The following is a 17,996-nucleotide window of genomic DNA, read 5'->3' as shown; positions in this document are numbered from 1 at the left end:
TTTCACCGGAGGAGGTAGGGCATGTTGACCGTCACCGCGTCGGTGGGACACCGGGCCGCGCACGGGCCGCAGTACCAGCACTCGTCGACATGCATGAACGCCTTGCCGCTGTCCGGGTTGATGGCGAGGGAGTCGAGAGGGCACATGTCGACGCAGAGGGTGCAGCCGTCGATGCACTTCGACTCGTCGATGGTCACGGGCACGTCGGCCCGCTGGGGCGCCAGAGGCATGGCGGTCTCCAGGAAAGAGGGGAAGGAGGGGTCTCAGTCCGACCTGTGCAGCAGGCCGCTCATGCTGATGCGGTCACCGCGGAACCGGATGAACTCCAGGTCCACGGGCCGCCCGTCACAGAGGTGGGTGAGGCGTTCCAGCATCAGGACGGCGGCGCCCTGCGGGGTCTCCAGGACGGCGGCGGAGTGCGCGTCGGCGTTGACGGCCTCCAGGGTGATCTCGGCGGTGCCGAGCGCCCGTCCGGTCAGGGATTCCAGCAGCCGGAAGACATCGGTGTTCTCCAGGTCGCAGCCGAGCAGCCCGGCGCCGATGTCCATCGGGATGTACGTGAGGTCGAGGGACAGCGGCAGCCCGTTCAGCAGCCGGCGCCGCTCGATGTAGAGGACGTCGGTGTGCTCGGCGATGCCGAGCCGCCGCGCGACGGGTCCGGGGGCGGCCACGGGGCCGACGGTACGGACCTCGTTGGTGACCCGGCCGTGCTCGTGCAGGGTCTCGGCCAGACCCTGGAGCCGGTCCAGGCCGTGCGAGTACTTCTCGCTGACGACGACGGTGCCGACGCCGGGCTGGCGTTCCACCAGACCCTCTGCGCGCAGCAGGTCGAGGGCCTGGCGGACGGTGTTGCGGGAGACGCGGTAGTCGGCGCCGATGGTGTCCTCGAACGGCAGTACGCCGCCGGGAAAGCCGCCGGTGCGCACCTGGTGGCGCAACAGGTCGGCCAGCAGCCGGGCATGGTCCGCGCGCAGCCGGCGCCGGCGGGCGGCGGCGACGGGCACGGTGTGCTCACGGATGCGATCGGCTGGCATGCGCTGGACCATACCGACGGGGTCCCCGCGGTGGTGTTGCCGCAGTGTTGCGCCACTTCCGGCCCCGGTCAGCGGAGCTGTGACCTGCGGCTTTCCTTTCGGGTGACGAAGATCTGCCACCCGGGACGACCACCCCTCGGACACCGAGGGGGTGTCGGCCCGCCTCCTCGGACACCCGGGGGTTCAGTCGCCGTCCCCGCCTCCGCCCCCGCTGACGCCTCCGCCGTTCTGGCCGGACTTGTCCTGGCGCACGTTGCGGTGCACCGCCAGTGCCGGCCACTCCTGGCGGGCCAGTGCCCGCACGGCCGAGCGGGTCCGCCGGTCGCCCTGCCTGACCGCGGACGGCAGCTCCACCGCCGCGGCGACAGCCGCCAGCAGCCTGTCGCGGCGGTCGGGGAAGCCCGCCCCGCCGGCCGCCGCGAAGTGCTCCCGTATGTGTGCCGACAGGCCTCCGGGGCCCGGGAGGTGGCGGTGGTAGGGCAGCAGGCCGAGGAAGCGGCGGGTCTCCCTGCGCAGGATGCCGCGCTGCACCAGGGCTTCGAGATAGAGGCCCTCGGCCTGCCGCCCGGCGTGCCGGACCCAGCGCCTGGCCGACACGCCCCCGTGGAACCGGCTCTTGCCGGGCGCCGGCAGGCTGCGCAGGAACACCGCGAGCAGCGGGTCCGGCGGGTCCAGCGGATTCGCCACGTGCACCCTGCCGTGCTCCTCGGTGATCCGCCCCTGGAGCTCCAGTTCGGCCAGTACGGCCCCGGCCAGGCCGTACTCCAGGTACCTGCCCCGGCACAGCGGCTTGCCGCGCACGGGGTCCAGGGCGAGCAGCAACAGCTCCTCGGGGAGTGTCGGCCGTTCGTTCACGCCGCGGGCACGATCCGGCCGGTGACCTCGCCGAGGCCGACGCGCGTGCCGTGCGGCCCGGGGGCCCATGCGGTCAGGGTGACCGTGTCGCCGTCCTCCAGGAACGTCCGCTTGCCCTCGGGCAGGTCCAGCGGATCGCGGCCGTTCCAGGTGAGTTCGAGCAGGGAGCCGCGCTCGCCGGGCTCGGCGCCGCTGACGGTTCCGGAGCCGTACAGGTCACCCGTGCGCAGGGAGGCGCCGTTCACCGTCATCTGCGCCAGCTGCTGCGCGGCCGTCCAGTACATGGAGGAGAACGGCGGCCGGGAGACGGGCTGTCCGTTGATCTCGACCGAGATCCGGATGTCGAAGCCGCCGGGCTCCTCGTCGTCCGCGTCGTCGAGGTAGGGGAGCAGCTCGAAGTCCCGGGCGGGCGGAGCGGTCCGGGCCGCGTCCAGGGCTTCCAGCGGGGTCACCCACGCCGAGACGGAGGTGGCGAAGGACTTGCCGAGGAACGGGCCGAGCGGCACGTACTCCCAGGCCTGGATGTCCCGCGCCGACCAGTCGTTGAGCAGGCAGAGACCGAAGACGTGCTCGCGGAAGTCGGCGAGCGCGACCGGGGTGCCCTGCCGCGAGGGGACGCCGACGACGAAACCGACCTCGGCCTCGATGTCCAGCTTCACCGAGGGGCCGAAGACGGGGGCCGGGTCGGTGGGCGCCTTGCGCTGCCCGGAGGGGCGCACCACCTCGGTACCGGAGACGACGACCGTGCCCGCCCGCCCGTGGTAACCGATCGGGAGGTGCTTCCAGTTGGGCGTGAGGGCCGCACCGTCGGGCCGGAAGATCCGCCCGACGTTGGTGGCGTGGTGCTCACTGGCGTAGAAGTCGACGTAGTCCGCGACCTCGTACGGCAGGTGCATCGTCACCGCGTCCACCGGATGCAGCAGGGGCTCTATGTCCGGGCGGTGCGCCGGGACCGTCACCCAGGCGGTGAGCGCGCGGCGCACGTCCCGCCAGGCGGTGCGGCCCGCCGCGAGGAGCGGCGTCAGGCTGGGCCTGGCCAGCAGCTGGGCGTACGGGGAGCCGAGCGCGTGCGCGGCGGCCCCGGCGTCCAGCACATGCGCGCCGATGCGGACGCCGACCCTGCGGTCGTCCGGGTGTTCGGGGGTGGAGAACACTCCGTACGGAAGGTTGTGCGGACCGAAGGGGTCGCCCTCGGCCAGATCGAGCGGGCTGCTCTCGGGCATCTGTTGCTGCCTCGCTTTCCAGGTCGCTTGGGGGACACGTTACGTCGGCGGTGGCACCCCGCGGCAGTGTCTCAACTATGCGTAATGCCCGGAAAGTTCCGTCGTACTCCTGTATGGCCGTCGCCTTCATCCCGCCGTGCGCGGGATCCTCTTCTCCCAGGTCCGGTGGAAGACGATCTCGTCGCCGTCCCTGCACACCACCTCGTTGGACGTGATGAAGTCGTCCGCGTCCGCGCTCGTCTCCGAACGCGACTCGATCCTCACGTCCCAGGACATCTCCGGCCGGTGCAGCCGGATCTTCCAGTCCGAGCGTGCGGCGGCCGAGAGCGGGTCGTCCTCGCGGATCGTGTACGTCTCGACCGCGTCCTCGGTGAACTCCAGCCCGTCCGGGTAGACACGCGTACCGCCGTAGCGCGGGTCGACCTCCAGACGCCATTCGCCCTTGGCCACATCGCGGACCACCAGACGCTCCGGGCGCTCCTCGTCGAGCGTGACCGGAAAGACGACGCCGAGGGGCTCCGCCTGCTCCGGCTCGCCGAAACTGATCGCCGGGTCCTCGGTGTGCCTGCGCACCGGGAGTTCGACGAGGCTGCCGTCCGCGTCGAGCGTGAAGCCGTCCGAACCGGCCTGCGGCCAGATCCACGGCCAGTACGAGGACGAGACGGCGAGCCTGATCCGGTGGCCGGGCGGGAAGGTGTGCCCGATGCCGTTCAGTTCGAAGGTCACGTCCTCGGTCTCCCCGACGGGCCAGTCCTCCGACCGGTCGCGCCCGTGGCGCGCCGCCAGGTTCAGAACACCCCGGGTCACCAGGGTCGAGGCACCGTCCGGGGCCACGTCGCAGAGCCGGACGATCGCCTGGCCGCGCGGCACGTCCATCCGGATGCGGAGCTTCACCCGGGGCCGGCCGAGGATCTCGATGGGAGCCTCCTCGACGGGGAACTCGAAGCACACCGACTTGGCGTCCTCGTCGCGCTGGTCGGGCGGCAGGTCGGCGGCGTTGCCGAAGGGGAAGAAGCGGCCCGCGTCCAGCCCGGTCTGCTGCGGCGAGCGGACGGTCTGCGGACCGCCCTGGAGGGCGTACGCCACCGGCGCGACGTTCTCCGACGGCCAGTCCGCGTCGCCGACCCAGCGGCCGGGCAGCGTCTCGTAGACGGTCGCGGGAGGGTGCGAACCGCTGATCCAGGACCGCAGCAGGGGCTCGTTCATCACCCCGGTGTCCTTGTCCTTGAGGTGCTGGTCCCACCAGCGCAGGGTCTCCTGCAGGAAGCCGATCGCGGGCCCCGGGGGCAGCCCCCGGTCCGGGTACTGGTGCGACCAGGGGCCGATCAGCCCGCGCACCTTCGCCGGGTCCAGGTGCTCGACGAGCCGCAGGACGGTGTCGCGGTACGGGTCGTGCCAGCCGCCGACCGCCAGGACGTGGGCCTTGACGGCGCCGTAGTCCTCGCAGACGCTGCCGTGCTTCCAGTAGTCGTCACGGGTCTGGTGCGCCAGCCATGTGTGGATGAACGGGTCGACGGCGTCGAGCCGCTTCAGCCACATGCCCTTCCAGTCGTCGCCGACGTCCGCCGGGTCCGGCGGACGGCAGACGAAGGCCAGCATCGTGGCGGCCCAGGCGTGCATGTCGACGGCGAGGACGGAGCCGCCCATGTAGTGGACGTCGTTGTCGTAGCGGTCGTCGGCCGAGCAGACGGTGACGATCGCCTTCAGGGGCTCCGGGGCCAGGGCGGCGATCTGGAGGGAGTTGAAGCCGCCCCAGGAGATGCCGAACATGCCGACCCGGCCCGAGCACCACTCCTGCTGGGCGAGCCAGTGCACGACGGCCACCCCGTCGGCGAGCTCCGTCGCGTCGTACTCGTCGCCCGGCATGCCCTCGCTGTTGCCGTGCCCGCGCACATCCACCCGTACGGAGGCGTAGCCGTGGCCCGCGTACCAGGGGTGGCGCTGCCAGTCGCGCGGGGCCGTCCAGTCGCTCAGCCGGTAGGGCAGGTACTCCAGCAGCGCGGGCACCGGTTCGTCGGTGACCGGCCGCCAGATCCGCGCGTACAGCTCGGTCCCGTCCGACAGGGGGATGTAGAGGTCCTCGTGGGTCGTCTCGTAGGGGAATTCGGTGCGGATCTGCATGGCGGTACCTCAGTGGACGGGGTGCATGGTGCGCTTGAGCCAGGGAGCGGCGGCGAGGACGGCCACACCGGCCGCCACCGCGATTGCGCCATTGACACCGAAGTAGGCGGGGTTGGAGACCTCGCCGTACAGCTTCACGATCTGTGCCTGGATGCCGTTGGCGAGGGCCAGGGACAGGAACCACAGCGCCATCGTCTGGCTGGCGAACGCCTTGGGGGCGAGCTTCGTGGTGGCGGACATGCCGGAGGTCTCCAGCAGGATGTCGCCGAGCCCGAGGAGCAGGTACGAGCCGACGATCCACCAGGCGGCCATCCGGTAGGTGTCGTCGGCGTGCCCGGAGGTCGGCACGACCATCAGGAGGAACGACAGACCGCCCAGGATCACCCCGAACGCGATCTTGTTCGAGGCGTGCGGCTGGCGCGGGCCCATCCGGGCCCAGGCCGCGGCCACGACGGGCGCCAGGGCGACCTCGAAGGCGCCCAGCGCGGAGGCGTACCAGCTCGCCGGGAAGTGGAAGCCGAAGATTTCCGTGCGGGCGTTGGTCGAGGCGAGCAGCATCATCGTCGAGTACGCCTGGAAGAGGATGAAGTTGAAGACGACGGACGCCAGGAAGAGCACGACGTACGGCCGCAGCCTGCCGCGTTCCTCCGGAGTCACCCGGGGGCTCCGGAACATCACCACGAAGTACACGACGGGCGTGATCACCGACACCAGGGTGAGCACGTCGACGAAGCGGTCCATGGTCAGCCACCCGGACAGCGCAAGCGCCGTCGCCACGAGGGCGACCACGACGACGCCGGCCACGATCGTCAGCACGGCCCGACGCATCGGACCGGGCGCCAGGGCGAACTCCGCCGCGTGCTTCCGCCCGGCCAGGTGACGCCGGCCCAGCACGTACTGGATCAGGCCGAGCGTCATGCCGAACGCGGCGGCCGAGAATCCCCAGTGCCAGCTCGCGTGCTCGCCGAGCCAGCCGGTGACCAGCGGTCCGGCGAAGGCGCCGATGTTGATGGCCATGTAGTAGAGCGCGAACCCGGCGTCGCGGCGCTGGTCCTCGGTGGCGTAGAGCTTGCCGACCATGGAGGCCACGTTCGGCTTGAGCAGGCCCGTTCCCGCGCTGATCAGGCCGAGGCCCACCCACGTCATCGTGGCGGTCGGCACGGCCATCGCGTAGTGGCCGCACGCGATGAGGATGCCGCCGTACAGGACGGCGCGGTACGAACCGAGGATCCGGTCGGCCAGCCAGCCGCCCGCGACGGAGACCAGATAGACCAGCGTGCCGTAGGCGGCGGACACCGAGGCGGCGGTGCCCGGGTTCATGCCCATGCCGCCGTTCGCGACCGTGTCGGCGAAGAAGAGGACCAGGATGGCCTGCATCCCGAGGAACGAGAACCGCTCCCAGACCTCCAGCCCGGACAGGGTCATCAGACCCCGCGGATGGCCGAAGAAGGCGTGGTCGTCCCCGGGCGGCGGGTGGTCCGGCTCGACGTCGGTAGCGGTGTGGGACAAAGCGGCAACTCCTGATCGTATGACCTGATCCCGAACATACCGGCGATGGCGGGAAGGCGCCCACGTTGATCCAAAGGCGACCGGATACGCTGAGTTGAGTGAGGACAGCGACACATCGACATTCCGTGTGATCGTCAGCAGACAGGAGATCCCCTCGTGACCGTCGTCGGGCCGTTCGGACTGCGCGTGCGGGACCAGGCTCTTGAGGCCGATGTCCAGACCGGTTTGGCCGCTGTCGAGGCGGGGCTGCTGGATGCCACCAAGAGCGAGGTCCCGTTCATCACGGAGGCCGCACAGCACCTCGTGAGCGCGGGGGGCAAGCGGTTCCGTCCTCTGCTGGTGATGCTGGCGTCCCAGTTCGGTGACCCGGACGCGCCGGGAGTCGTTCCCTCGGCCGTGGTCGTCGAACTGACGCACCTGGCGACGCTGTACCACGACGACGTGATGGACGAGGCGGACGTACGCCGCGGGGTGGACAGCGCGAACACCCGCTGGGGCAACTCCGTCGCCGTCCTGACGGGCGACTTCCTCTTCGCCCGCGCCTCGCACATCCTGGCCGACCTCGGACCCGAGGCCGTACGCATCCAGGCGGAGGCGTTCGAACGCCTCGTCACCGGCCAGATCCTGGAGACCGCGGGACCGCGCGACGGCCGCGACCCGGTCGACCACTACATGGACGTGCTCGGCGGCAAGACCGGCTCGCTGGTCGCCGTGTCCGGACGGTTCGGCGCCATGATGGCGGGCGCGGACGAATCGGTCGTCGACATCCTCACCCAGTACGGGGAGCGGCTCGGCATCGCCTTCCAGCTCGCCGACGACGTACTCGACATCGCCTCCGACTCCCACGAGTCGGGCAAGACGCCCGGCACGGACCTGCGCGAAGGCATCCCCACCCTCCCGGTACTCCATCTGCGCGCGCAGGCGGCGGCCGACGGAAAGCCGGACGACCTGGAGCTCGTCGCGCTCCTGGACGGCGACCTCGGCGACGACGACCGGCTCGCGGAGGCGCTGCGCAGGCTGCGCGCCCACCCCGCGCTGGAGCAGGCGCGGCGGGACACCATCCGCTACGCGCAGGAGGCGCGGGCGACCCTGGCACCGCTGCCCGAGTGCTACGCGAAGGCCGCGCTCGAAGAGCTGTGCGACGCCGTGGTGCACCGCGCGGGCTGACGCCGGCCCGGTTCATCCCCTACTGGATGGCGGACCCCGGACCCCCCGGTGTCATACCGGAGGGGTAGGCACAGTTGCTCCCGCGGGCTGACGCATGTTGCCGCCCGATTTGGTCAGATGGAGAACAACCACTCCTGACCACATCGGGTGAGAATGGCGGCAGGGAGTGGACAGAGTGCAACCGGACGGAAGCCGCCGACCACGGAGGTAGGGCACACATGGCACCGAACGACAGCGCAGAGACCAACGGCGAGGCCACGGGCACTGTCGTGGGCCGCAGGAAGGCCGCACGCTACATCGTTCCCGTCGCAGTGGCGGGGGTGGCCGCCGCGACGATCGGACTCGTCCCGGCGCTCGCCAGCTCCGGGGACCCGGAGCTGCCGAAGATCACCGCGCAGGAACTCATCGAGAAGATCGCCGCATCGGACGAGGAGCAGCTCTCCGGCACGGTGAAGGTCAGCACCGACCTCGGCATCCCGTCCCTCGGCGGACTCGCGGACTCCTTCGCCCAGGGCGCGACCGGTACGGACAAGGGGGACGCCGGCACATCGAGCGCCGCGCCCGAGGCGAAGCTGATGGAGCTCGCCTCCGGGACGCACACGCTGCGGGTGGCGGCCGACGGCCCCGACAAGCAGCGCCTGTCGATCCTCGGCGAGGCCTCCGAGTACAGCATCGTCCACAACGGGGACGATGTCTGGGCGTACGACAGCAAGTCCAACGAGGCATACCACGCGCAGGGCGAGCAGGGCGACCGCGCGGGCGGGAAGGCCAAGGAGCACAAGGCGCCCGGCGGTGTCCCGGCCACGCCGAAGGAGCTGGCCGAGGAGGCACTCGCCGCAGCGGGTGACACCACGTCGGTCACGGTCGACGGCACGGCGCAGGTGGCGGGCCGCGACGCGTACCAGCTGCTGATCAAGCCCAAGCAGTCCGGTTCGACGATCGGCTCCATCAGGATCGCGGTGGACGCCGAGAACGGCGTACCGCTGAAGTTCACCCTGTCGCCGAGCAGCGGCGGCAAGGCCGCGATCGACGCCGGTTTCACGAAGGTCGACTTCAAGAAGCCCGACGCGTCCTCCTTCTCCTTCACCCCGCCCAAGGGCGCGAAGGTGACCGAGGCCGACGAGCTGCAGGCCGAGGCGGAGAAGAACGCCAAGGCGGACAAGGTTCCGGAGGACCTCGCGGACCTGGAGGACTTCAAGGGCCTCAACGTCATCGGCGAGGGCTGGAACGCCGTCGCCGTGATCGACACCCCCGGCGGCAAGGGCCTCGCGGGGCTTCCCACGGAGGGCACCGGATCCGGTGATGTGCCGGAGGGGGCCATGCAGTTCCTGGACGCCCTCGGCGACAAGGTCACCGGCGACTTCGGCTCGGGCACGGTCTTCAAGACGCGCCTGGTCAACGCCCTGGTGACGGACGACGGCAAGGTCTACGTCGGCGCGGTCACCAAGGACGCGCTGGTGAAGGCCGCCGACACCGCCAAGTAGTACGCGCCGTACGTACCGCCCCGCCGTACGCTCCGTACGGCGGGGCGGCCCGTTCACGGACGGCAGCCCCACGGCGGCGAGTGGGAAGGGACCGGGAGTGCGCATGACCGACACAGCGGCCGGGCCGGTGGAGGCGGGACCGGGGCCGGCCCCCGTCATCGAGACCCGCGGCCTCACCAAGCGCTACCGCGGCGGCCAGCTCGCCGTGGACGGACTCGACCTCAGCGTCCCCGGCGGCAGCGTCTTCGGCTTCCTCGGCCCCAACGGCTCGGGCAAGACCACCACCATCCGGATGCTCATGGGCCTCATCGACCCGACGTCGGGCACCGCACACGTCCTCGGCAGATCCATGCCCGCCGCCTCCCGCACCGTGCTCCCGCAGGTCGGCGCACTGATCGAAGGGCCCGCGCTGTACGGGTTCCTGAGCGGCCGCGACAACCTCCGGCGGTACGACTCCGTCGACCCCTCCGCCGATCCGCGCACCCGCCGCGCACGCGTCGAAGGCGCCCTGGACCGGGTCGGCCTCGGCGCCGCGGCCGGCAAGAAGGCCAAGGCGTACTCGCTCGGCATGAAACAGCGCCTCGGGCTCGCCGCCGCGCTGCTCCAGCCCCGCAGACTCCTCGTCCTGGACGAGCCGACCAACGGTCTCGACCCGCAGGGCATGCGCGAGATCCGCTCCCTGATCCGCGAGCTCGCGGCCGAGGGCACCACCGTCTTCCTCTCCTCCCACCTGCTCGACGAGATCGAACAGGTCTGTACGCATGCCGCGGTGATGGCCCGTGGGCGGCTCCTCACGCAGGGCCCTGTCGCCGAACTCGCGGCGGGCACCCGCGGCCGGCTCTCCGTCACCACCCCCGACCCGGGCGCCGCCGCCCGCATCCTCCGGGAGCACGGGGCGAAGGGCCTCCTGAGCGACGGGGACCGGGTCAGCGCGGACGCGCCACCGGGCGAGGTCGAACTGGCGGACCTCAACGCCGCCCTGGTGCGCGGCGGAGTCCGCGTACGGTCCTTCGGCGTCGAACGGGCCTCGCTCGAGGACGCCTTCGTCGCACTCACCGGAGAGGGATTCGATGTCGCAGGCTGAACTCACCACGGCGGCCGTACCCCGCACCCCGCGCAGCCCGCTGTGGACGCTGGGGATCCTGCGCTCCGAACTCACCACCACGCTCCGTCGCTGGCGCACCCTGGCGCTGCTCGGTGTGCTGGCCGCCGTACCCGTGCTCATCGGGATCGCCGTGAGGATCGAGACGAGCGACGGCTCCTCGGCGGGCCCCGGCGGCGGGGGCGGCGGGCCGGCGTTCCTCGCCCAGATCACCAACAACGGCCTCTTCCTCGTCTTCGCGGCCCTGTCCGCGACGCTCCCCGTCTTCCTCCCGATGGCGGTCGGGGTCGTCGCCGGCGACTCCGTCGCGGGTGAGGCGAGCGGCGGCACCCTGCGCTACCTTCTGGTCGCCCCGGCGGGCCGGACCCGGCTGCTGCTCGCGAAGTACGCCTCGGTGCTGGCGTTCTGCCTGGTCGCGACGCTGGTCGTGGCGGCATCAGCACTCGCGGTGGGTGCGCTGCTCTTCCCCGTCGGCGAGGTCACCACGATCTCGGGCACCCGGATCGGCTTCGGCGAAGGACTCGTGCGGGCCGGTCTGATCGCGGTGGCGGTGGCGGTGTCCCTGACGGGATTCGCGGCGCTCGGCCTGTTCGTCTCGACGCTCACCAACAGCGGGATCGCGGCGATGGCGGCCACCGTGGGGGTGCTGATCACCGTACAGATCCTGGACGCGATGCCGCAGCTGGACGGGATCCACCCGTATCTCTTCCCGCACTACTGGATGTCCTTCACGGACCTGCTGCGCGACCCCGTCTACTGGGACGAGATGGCCAGGAACCTCGGACTGCAGGGAGCGTACGCGGCGGTGTTCGGCTCGGCGGCCTGGGCGCGTTTCACCACGAAGGACATCACTGTCTGAAGGCGGCTCACCGGGGGCCGTCCGCGCCGTCGGCCGGTCGAGCCGTCCCCCGATCGGCTCGTCGCGGCGCAAACGGCACGAACGGAAAGAAGTACGGAACGTCACGACACGGTACGTTCCGTTTCTTCCAGGTCATTGTTCGACTTCTGGCGACGGGCTGTCAACAAGCAGCGGCGCGAATCCCCCTATGCTCACCGAATGATCACATCGCCGAGTTCCCTGCGCCGCAGTGAGCGATCACGACGGGCGACTCTGGACGCGGCCATGGAGCTGTGCACGGAGAAGGGGTACGGACGGGTCACCGTCGAGGCCATCGCCGCCCGCGCCGGGGTGAGCAAGAAGACGATCTACCGCTGGTGGCCGTCAAAGGGTGCGGTGCTCCTCGAGGCCTTCACCGAGGCGCTCGTCGGTGCGACGCCGTTCGTCGACACCGGTGACATCGCGGCCGATCTCCGGACCCACATCAACAGCGCGGTGAAGCTGATGTCCTCGCCGCCGTACGGCCCCGCCTACGCCGGGATCCTCTCCGAGATGCACCATGACGACGACCTCGCGGTGGCGGTCAGGGAGCAGCTGGTCGACCCGCGGGTCGAGCGAGCCGTGGGGCGGCTGCGCCGCGCCCAGGAGCAGGGCCAGATTCCGGAGGGCGCCGATCTGCCGCTGGCCGTGGAAATGCTCTACGGGCCCGTCTACTACCGCCATGTGCTGCGCAAGCCGGCTCAGGACGACGCGACGGTCGTCGCGTTGGTGGCCCATGTCCTGCGGTCGCTGGGCGCCGGGGCGGAACCGGCCCGTGCGTCGGGACCTGAGGCGCCCGGGCCGGAAGGGAGCGGCGCGGAGTCGTCGCGACCGGAGGTTCCCGGCCCTGGGGATCCCGGCCCCGAGGGGCCGGACCCCGAGGGGCCCGGCCCGGACCGCGTCAGCTGAAGAAGGTCTTGGCCCGGGTCAGCGCCGCGGTGTCGGACAGGACGTCACCGGGCTTGCTGCCGTTGCCCAGCAGTACCCCGCCCCACCGCATCCCCAGGTACTGACCGGAGATCCTCAGGGTGCCCGCCAGCGGCTCGGCGACCGCGGGATCAGAGTCCGCGAGTGCCGTGACCCCCCACAGGGTCTTGCCGGCCATCCGCTGCTTGAAGTCGACGCCGGGCAGCCTCAGCCAGCCCGACCAGTGGTCCAGGTAGCGCTTGGTGGAGGTGGAGACCGAGTACCAGTACAGCGGCGAGGCGATGACCACGTCGGTGGCGGCGAGCGTGGCCTCCAGCAGCGTCGCGGCGTGCCCGGTCGGGGGCAGGTGCTCGCCGTCCGCGTGCCTCAGGTCCTCGAAGTCGGGCAGCGGCAGGTCCCGCAGGTGCAGCCAGCGCTGCCCGGCATCGGCCGGGAGCTGCTCGGCGGCGAGCCGGGCGAGCGTCTCGGTGTTGCCGTCGGCGCGGCTGCTGCCGAGCAGGAAGAGGAAGCTGCGCGTGGCCATGATGGTCCCCCAGTTGACGGCGTGCGACTGTTACCTGCGTCCGCATTATATGCACGCGCATGAAAATGGGGGAAGGTCGCTCAGCCGTAGTCGCTCAGCCGCTCAGCCGCTCAGCCGCTCAGCCGCTCAGTCGCTCAGCCGAACAGTCGCTCCAGGACAGCCGCGACGCCGTCGTCCTCGTTCGACAGAGTCACCTCGTCCGCCGCCGCCTTCAGTTCGGTGTGGGCGTTGGCCATCGCAACCCGGTGGCCCGAACGACGGAACATCGGCAGGTCGTTGGGCATGTCGCCGAACGCCACCGCGTCGGCGGTGTCGCAGCCCAGCACCTCTGCCGCCAGTGCGAGCCCGGTCCCCTTGTCCACGCCGTACGGCGCCAGCTCCACCGTGCCCGGCCCCGCCATCGTGACGGTCGCCAGATTCCCCACGACCCCGCGGGCCGCCGCCGCCAGCTCGTCGTCCGTCAGCTCCGCGTGACGCACCAGGACCTTGATGATCGGTGCCGCCCACAGCTCGCTGCGGCGCTCCGTCCGCCGGGCGGGCAGCGAGGGGTGCGGCATGCGGTAGCCCGGCTCGATCAGGGTGCGGCCTTCGGTGCCGTCCTGGTCGACCGCGGCGAAGACCGGCCCGACCTCGGCCTCTATCTTGCCGAGCGCGGTGTCGGCCAGTTCCCGGTCCAGGGTCACCGAGCTCAGCATGCGGGCCGACCCGGCGTCGTACACCTGTGTGCCCTGCCCGCAGACCACGGGGCCGTCGTAGCCCAGGTCCGCGAGCAGGCCGCGTATGCCGGGCACCGGCCGGCCCGTGACGATCAGATGCCGCGCACCGGCGGAGGCGGCGCGGGCGAGGGCGGCCCGGGAGCGGGGGCTCACGGTGTCGTCGGGACGCAGGAGGGTGCCGTCCAGATCCGTGGCGACGAGGGTGTAGGCGGGTGGCGTCAGCATGGGGGTCAGCCTAGGGAGATCGGCTTCCGGCCGTACCCCGCTGACCTGCGCGGACGGTCAGCCCTGTCATTGGACGCAGAATTCGTTGCCTTCCGGGTCGACGAGTACTTGCCAGGACCCGGAGGGTTCGTCGACGATGCGCAGCACGCTCGCGCCCAGCCCCACCAGGCGTTCCACCTCCGCCTCGCGCTGTCCCGGGGGTGTGTGTACGTCCAGGTGGAGGCGGTTCTTCACCGTCTTCGGCTCCGGGACGCGCTGGAAGAGCAGCCGGCGTCCGAGGCCCGTGCCGCTCTTGTCCTCGTGCGGATCGTCGGGGTGCCGCACCGCGGCGAGGTCGCGCCAGGCCCGGCGCCCGTGGGACTCGGTCGTGAGGGACTCGTCCACCGCCCCGAAGCCGAGCAGCTCCTCGATCAGGACGCTGTGGTCCTCCACCGCGTATCCCAGCGTCTCGGCCCAGAAGTCGGCCTGGGCGTGCGGGTCCTGGGCATCGATGACGACTTTCCAGTGCAGGGTCATGGAAACCGTTTATAGTGGTTACATGACTGCGTCGGCAACAGGCACGCCGGAGCCGGGGCTGATCCTCCGCACACGGCAGGGCCGTTCGTACCGGTTCGATCCGGGTGCCCTGTGTCTGGAGCTGCTGCTCACCAGCGATCCGGGCGGCGTGCCCTGGCACTACGAAACGCTGCACGAGCCCGCCGACCTGGCCCGATGGGCCGGCGAGAGTCGGCTGCCCGGCGGTCCGGTGCTCCTGGCCGGCGAGGCGGAGCTGGCCCGCGCCCATGAACTGCGCGGCGCGCTCTGGCGGATGACCCAGGCCCGCGCGAAGGGACTCGCCCTCGCACCGGCCGACATGGACGTGGTGAACGCGGCCGCAGCCGAGCCCCCGCTGGTGGCCCTGATGACGGTCGGCGGCAGCCGGGAGTGGGCGCCGGGGGCCACCGGAACGGCACTCCTGTCGACGGTCGCCCGGGATGCCGTGGAGCTGTTCACCGGCCCGTACGCCACCCGGATCCGCGAATGCGAGGCCCACGGGTGCGCCCTGCACTTCGTCGACACCTCCCGCCCCGGCAGGCGGCGCTGGTGCGCGATGGGCCGCTGCGGGAACCGCCACAAGGTACGGGCGCACCGCGCCCGCCACACGGAACCCGGCGACGCCGGGGAGTGAAGGGAGAGGCATGATGCCGACCGGACTCACACAGGATGCCGGGTGGGAGATCGGGGTCTCCAGGACCCTGCCCAGGACCGCTTCGGCCGTCTGGGAGTTCATCGCCGGCGACGAGGGCGTGGCCCTCTGGCTCGGCTCCGCGTCACCGCTGCCCACCGAGAAGGGCGCCCCGTACCGCACGGCCGGCGGCGTCGAGGGCGAGATCCGCAGCTACCACCCTGGCAACCGCATCCGGCTGACCCACGGCTCCACGACGGTCCAGGTCACGGTGTCGCCCAGCCCGGAGGACAGGGCGGTACTCCGCTTCCACGAGGAGCGTCTGACGAGTGCGGAGGAACGCGAGGAGCGGCGCGCCCACTGGCAGCACGTGATGGACCGGGTCGCGGCCGCGCTCGGCTGAGCCGTCCTACTCGGGCGGGCAGGTCCTGCAGACGTGCCCGTCGAGCGCGGTCAGCAGCTCCTGGGCGGACTCGCGGACCGCTGGATCGCCGTCGCCGGTGAGCCGCAGGGCCGTCGTCCGGCCCGCCAGGACGGCCAGGTGGGCGTCCCTCGTCCACTCGGGGTGGTGCGTGTGCCCGTGGGCGAGGATCGTCCGCAGCAGTCCGAGCACTCCGACGCGGTCCTTCACCGACTGCGTCGCGGCGAGCTCCCACAGGAACGGCACCGTGGCGACCGTCGAGTCGAAGACGGCCAGAGCGCCGATCCACTGCCCCAGGTCGCTCAGCGCGTCCTCGGCGGACTCGCTGTCGCCCCAGGCGATCCGCGACAGCATGCCGGGGACCTGGGAGGCGGAGCCGCCCGCATGGCGCAGCTCATGCCACTGAACGTGCCTCATGTCCCCCAGAATCGTCCCCATCCCGGGCACTCAATCAGCCTTTGCGTGTGCCGTCCACCATGCATGCCACACCCACCCGGTCCGACGCCATGATCCATACGGAACTCCCTAGCGTTCCGCCAGGGCGGCGCGTGCGTCGTAGCCCGCACGGGCCGCCGCGATCTCGTCCTGGTGCTCCTCGGTCCAGGTCACCAGGGTGCGGATCGTGGTGTGCAGCGTGCCGCCGAGAGGCGTGAGCTCGTACTCCACCCTGGGCGGTACCACCGGGTGGACCGTCCGCTCGATGAGTCCGTCGCGCTCCAGCTGGCGCAGGGTGACGGTCAGCATCCGCTGGCTGATGCCGTCGATCTCCCGCTTCAGCTGGGTGAAGCGGAGCTTGCGGCGGTCGAGCAGCGCGATCACCAGCAGGGACCACTTGTCGGCGACCCGGTCCAGGATCTGCCGCACCTCGCAGCCCTCGCGGGTGTCCCACTGGAAGGGGTCGGGATCGCCTGCCGTCGTGTGCGGCTCCGGCGGGAGCGTGGTCACGGTGCCTCCGGGGTGCCTCGGTGACTTTGAAGTGCCTTCTTCCATAAAGCCCCATGCTGGCGCACGCTTTCCATGGTTACAAGAGGGAACTGACCCTCCTGTTCGTAACCGCACCTGCCCCGTACCGCTCCACGCCCTCGGGGCCTCGCAGCACTCCGGACCACGACAAGGGGACTCCTGTGTCTGTCGCCGCACCCAACGCACCCGCACTGTCCGCCCGCGCCTGGGCCCTGCTGCTCGTCCTGTGCGGCACGATCTTCCTGGAGGGCATCGACGTCGCCATGCTCGCCGTGGCCGTCCCGTCCATCAGGGCCGACCTGGACCTGTCGACCGGCACCGCGGCGTGGGTGATGAGTGCCTACGTCCTCGGCTACGCCGGCTTCACCCTCCTCGGCGGCCGCGCGGCCGACCTGCTCGGCAGACGCCGGATGTTCCTCGTCTGGCTCACCGTGTTCCTGCTCTTCTCCGGTCTCGGGGGCCTGGCCACCGAAGGCTGGATGCTGATCGTGGCCCGCTTCGTCACCGGCGTCGCCGCCGCCTTCATGACCCCCGCGGCCATGTCGCTGATCACCACGTCGTACGAGGAGGGGCCGCAGCGCAACAAGGCCCTGCTGGTCTTCGCCGGCACCGCGGCCGGCGGCTTCTCGCTCGGCCTCGTCATCGGCGGTCTGCTCACCCAGCTCGGCTGGCGCTGGGTGTTCTTCGCACCCGTGATCCTCGCCGCGGGCATCCTGCTCGCGGCAGTCCGTACCGTCCCCGTCGAGCCCAGGCCCGTGCGCACCGGCGGCTTCGACCTGCCGGGGGCCGCGACGGCGGCGGGCGCGATGCTGCTCCTGGCCTTCGGGATCGTGCGCCTGGAGCACGCGGCCGAGGGCTGGGCGCTGCCGGCCGGGGCCTTCGCGGCCGGACTGCTCCTGGCGGGGCTCTTCGTGCTGATCGAACGACGGGCCTCCGCCCCGCTCGTCAGGCTCGCGATGCTGCGCAGGGCGTCCATGATCCGCGCCGACCTCGGGGCGCTCCTCTTCGTGGGCTCCTTCTTCGGCTTCCAGTTCGTGGTGACCCTGTACCTCCAGGAGCTGCGCGGCTGGTCCTCGCTTCAGACCGCGCTCGCCCTGGTGGTGATGGGCGCCGACGCGGTCCTGGCCCCGACCCTGACCCCGCGCCTGGTCAACCGCTTCGGCAACGCGCGGGTCATCCTCGGCGGCTTCGTGCTCGCCATCGCCTCGTACGGGCTGTTCCTGCCGATCGGGCTCGACTGGACGTACCTCGCGATGTTCCCGACCCTGATCCTCACCGGAACAGCCTTCGCGCTGGCGTACGGTCCGCTGTCCATCGCCGCGACCGACGGCGTGCCCGACGCCGAGCAGGGGCTGGCGGGAGGACTGCTGCACACCTCGACGCAGTTCGGCTCGGCGGTCGGCATCTCGGCCGTGACCGCGGTGTACGGCGCCGTCTCGGCCGGAACGGACGGTTCGGCCGCCGCCACGCTGACGGCCTTCCGCGCGGCACTGGTGGTGCCGGTGGTGATGGTGGTGCTGGGCGCGCTGATCACGGCGTACGGCCTGCGCACGGGGAGGCGCAAGGCCGGCCCTTCGGGCGGACCCGCCGCACCGGTGCACGCAGGGGAGCCGAGGGCCACCGAAGGAGCCGGGGCCTGAGCGGGGGAGTCGGAGCGGGTACCGGATCCACCTGGCCCCCCCGG

Annotated in this window: 18 protein-coding genes and 1 pseudogene; 8 read left to right on the top strand and 11 right to left on the bottom strand. The window is 71.4% G+C overall.

Annotated features, from left to right (window positions below; translation table 11 throughout):
* Positions 1-2: 2 nt before the first annotated feature.
* The 6 genes from OG257_RS16340 to OG257_RS16315 form a co-directional block, all read right to left on the bottom strand.
* Positions 3-230, bottom strand: a complete 228-nt coding sequence (locus tag OG257_RS16340) for a 4Fe-4S dicluster domain-containing protein (protein ID WP_266533934.1) — start codon at positions 228-230, stop codon at positions 3-5.
* Between the two features lie 33 nt (positions 231-263).
* Complete coding sequence (locus OG257_RS16335) at positions 264-1,034, bottom strand: GntR family transcriptional regulator (protein WP_329208432.1); 771 nt, start codon at positions 1,032-1,034, stop codon at positions 264-266.
* Between the two features lie 183 nt (positions 1,035-1,217).
* Positions 1,218-1,889 carry a GOLPH3/VPS74 family protein gene (locus OG257_RS16330; protein WP_329208431.1) on the bottom strand — a complete coding sequence of 224 codons (672 nt, stop codon included), beginning with the start codon at positions 1,887-1,889 and terminating at the stop codon, positions 1,218-1,220.
* Entirely contained in the window at positions 1,886-3,112 is a 1,227-nt protein-coding gene (gene fahA / locus OG257_RS16325) for a fumarylacetoacetase (RefSeq protein ID WP_329208430.1), read from the bottom strand. Before fahA ends, OG257_RS16330 begins: the two co-directional genes overlap by 4 nt.
* 126 nt (positions 3,113-3,238) lie before the next feature.
* The gene (locus OG257_RS16320; RefSeq protein WP_329208428.1) at positions 3,239-5,233 is read right to left on the bottom strand and encodes a CocE/NonD family hydrolase; all 1,995 of its coding nucleotides are present in this window, start codon (positions 5,231-5,233) and stop codon (positions 3,239-3,241) included.
* A gap of 9 nt (positions 5,234-5,242) precedes the next feature.
* A complete protein-coding gene (locus OG257_RS16315) occupies positions 5,243-6,742 on the bottom strand; it encodes a peptide MFS transporter (RefSeq protein ID WP_329208426.1) in 1,500 nt (499 codons plus the stop codon).
* Positions 6,743-6,898: 156 nt separating this feature from the next.
* On the opposite strand from OG257_RS16315, the gene OG257_RS16310 reads away from it, so the two are divergent.
* The 5 genes and pseudogenes from OG257_RS16310 to OG257_RS16290 form a co-directional block, all read left to right on the top strand.
* Positions 6,899-7,909, top strand: a complete 1,011-nt coding sequence (locus OG257_RS16310) for a polyprenyl synthetase family protein (RefSeq protein WP_329208425.1) — start codon at positions 6,899-6,901, stop codon at positions 7,907-7,909.
* A gap of 218 nt (positions 7,910-8,127) precedes the next feature.
* On the top strand, positions 8,128-9,393 hold the full coding sequence (locus tag OG257_RS16305; RefSeq protein ID WP_329208424.1) for a LolA family protein: 1,266 nt from the start codon (positions 8,128-8,130) through the stop codon (positions 9,391-9,393).
* A gap of 103 nt (positions 9,394-9,496) precedes the next feature.
* Complete coding sequence (locus OG257_RS16300) at positions 9,497-10,477, top strand: ABC transporter ATP-binding protein (RefSeq protein ID WP_329208422.1); 981 nt, start codon at positions 9,497-9,499, stop codon at positions 10,475-10,477.
* Positions 10,464-11,354 carry an ABC transporter permease gene (locus tag OG257_RS16295; RefSeq protein WP_329208420.1) on the top strand — a complete coding sequence of 297 codons (891 nt, stop codon included), beginning with the start codon at positions 10,464-10,466 and terminating at the stop codon, positions 11,352-11,354. The genes OG257_RS16300 and OG257_RS16295 overlap by 14 nt, the downstream gene beginning before the upstream one ends.
* A gap of 198 nt (positions 11,355-11,552) precedes the next feature.
* Positions 11,553-12,131, top strand: a pseudogene (locus OG257_RS16290) (TetR/AcrR family transcriptional regulator); the annotation flags it as partial.
* Between the two features lie 142 nt (positions 12,132-12,273).
* Here OG257_RS16290 and OG257_RS16285 read toward each other — a convergent pair.
* The 3 genes from OG257_RS16285 to OG257_RS16275 form a co-directional block, all read right to left on the bottom strand.
* Positions 12,274-12,822 (bottom strand): flavodoxin family protein, encoded by a 549-nt coding sequence (locus OG257_RS16285; RefSeq protein WP_329208418.1) that lies wholly within the window; start codon positions 12,820-12,822, stop codon positions 12,274-12,276.
* Positions 12,823-12,956: 134 nt separating this feature from the next.
* A complete protein-coding gene (locus tag OG257_RS16280; protein WP_329208416.1) occupies positions 12,957-13,763 on the bottom strand; it encodes an HAD family hydrolase in 807 nt (268 codons plus the stop codon).
* Positions 13,764-13,829: 66 nt separating this feature from the next.
* Positions 13,830-14,279: a VOC family protein gene (locus OG257_RS16275; RefSeq protein WP_329208415.1), complete on the bottom strand. Its 450-nt coding sequence runs from the start codon at positions 14,277-14,279 to the stop codon at positions 13,830-13,832.
* A gap of 22 nt (positions 14,280-14,301) precedes the next feature.
* Here OG257_RS16275 and OG257_RS16270 point away from each other — a divergent pair, with 22 nt between their 5' ends.
* Positions 14,302-14,931 carry a CGNR zinc finger domain-containing protein gene (locus OG257_RS16270; protein WP_329208413.1) on the top strand — a complete coding sequence of 210 codons (630 nt, stop codon included), beginning with the start codon at positions 14,302-14,304 and terminating at the stop codon, positions 14,929-14,931.
* Between the two features lie 13 nt (positions 14,932-14,944).
* Positions 14,945-15,331 carry an SRPBCC domain-containing protein gene (locus OG257_RS16265; protein WP_329208411.1) on the top strand — a complete coding sequence of 129 codons (387 nt, stop codon included), beginning with the start codon at positions 14,945-14,947 and terminating at the stop codon, positions 15,329-15,331.
* 6 nt (positions 15,332-15,337) lie between these two features.
* On the opposite strand, the gene OG257_RS16260 is transcribed toward OG257_RS16265, so the two are convergent.
* Together OG257_RS16260 and OG257_RS16255 are read right to left on the bottom strand one after the other, a co-directional pair.
* Positions 15,338-15,787 (bottom strand): hypothetical protein, encoded by a 450-nt coding sequence (locus OG257_RS16260; RefSeq protein ID WP_329208410.1) that lies wholly within the window; start codon positions 15,785-15,787, stop codon positions 15,338-15,340.
* Between the two features lie 87 nt (positions 15,788-15,874).
* Entirely contained in the window at positions 15,875-16,339 is a 465-nt protein-coding gene (locus tag OG257_RS16255; protein ID WP_329208408.1) for a winged helix-turn-helix transcriptional regulator, read from the bottom strand.
* Positions 16,340-16,503: 164 nt separating this feature from the next.
* On the opposite strand from OG257_RS16255, the gene OG257_RS16250 reads away from it, so the two are divergent.
* Complete coding sequence (locus OG257_RS16250) at positions 16,504-17,952, top strand: MFS transporter (protein WP_329215133.1); 1,449 nt, start codon at positions 16,504-16,506, stop codon at positions 17,950-17,952.
* Positions 17,953-17,996 lie beyond the last annotated feature (44 nt).

It is taken from the genome of Streptomyces sp. NBC_00683, assembly GCF_036226745.1.
In the GTDB taxonomy this organism is placed as follows: domain Bacteria; phylum Actinomycetota; class Actinomycetes; order Streptomycetales; family Streptomycetaceae; genus Streptomyces.
This window is presented reverse-complemented; position numbering and strand designations above follow the sequence as displayed.

Bases quoted from the DNA above. Each gene is read 5' to 3' on its own strand.
- OG257_RS16285 (WP_329208418.1), bottom strand. From the start codon at position 12,822: ATGGCCACGCGCAGCTTCCTCTTCCTGCTCGGCAGCAGCCGCGCCGAC.
- OG257_RS16335 (WP_329208432.1), bottom strand. From the start codon at position 1,034: ATGCCAGCCGATCGCATCCGTGAGCACACCGTGCCCGTCGCCGCCGCC.
- OG257_RS16265 (WP_329208411.1), top strand. From the start codon at position 14,945: ATGCCGACCGGACTCACACAGGATGCCGGGTGGGAGATCGGGGTCTCC.
- OG257_RS16305 (WP_329208424.1), top strand. From the start codon at position 8,128: ATGGCACCGAACGACAGCGCAGAGACCAACGGCGAGGCCACGGGCACT.
- OG257_RS16255 (WP_329208408.1), bottom strand. From the start codon at position 16,339: ATGGAAGAAGGCACTTCAAAGTCACCGAGGCACCCCGGAGGCACCGTG.
- OG257_RS16340 (WP_266533934.1), bottom strand. From the start codon at position 230: ATGCCTCTGGCGCCCCAGCGGGCCGACGTGCCCGTGACCATCGACGAG.
- OG257_RS16300 (WP_329208422.1), top strand. From the start codon at position 9,497: ATGACCGACACAGCGGCCGGGCCGGTGGAGGCGGGACCGGGGCCGGCC.
- OG257_RS16320 (WP_329208428.1), bottom strand. From the start codon at position 5,233: ATGCAGATCCGCACCGAATTCCCCTACGAGACGACCCACGAGGACCTC.
- OG257_RS16295 (WP_329208420.1), top strand. From the start codon at position 10,464: ATGTCGCAGGCTGAACTCACCACGGCGGCCGTACCCCGCACCCCGCGC.
- OG257_RS16280 (WP_329208416.1), bottom strand. From the start codon at position 13,763: ATGCTGACGCCACCCGCCTACACCCTCGTCGCCACGGATCTGGACGGC.
- OG257_RS16270 (WP_329208413.1), top strand. From the start codon at position 14,302: ATGACTGCGTCGGCAACAGGCACGCCGGAGCCGGGGCTGATCCTCCGC.
- OG257_RS16275 (WP_329208415.1), bottom strand. From the start codon at position 14,279: ATGACCCTGCACTGGAAAGTCGTCATCGATGCCCAGGACCCGCACGCC.
- fahA (WP_329208430.1), bottom strand. From the start codon at position 3,112: ATGCCCGAGAGCAGCCCGCTCGATCTGGCCGAGGGCGACCCCTTCGGT.
- OG257_RS16260 (WP_329208410.1), bottom strand. From the start codon at position 15,787: ATGGGGACGATTCTGGGGGACATGAGGCACGTTCAGTGGCATGAGCTG.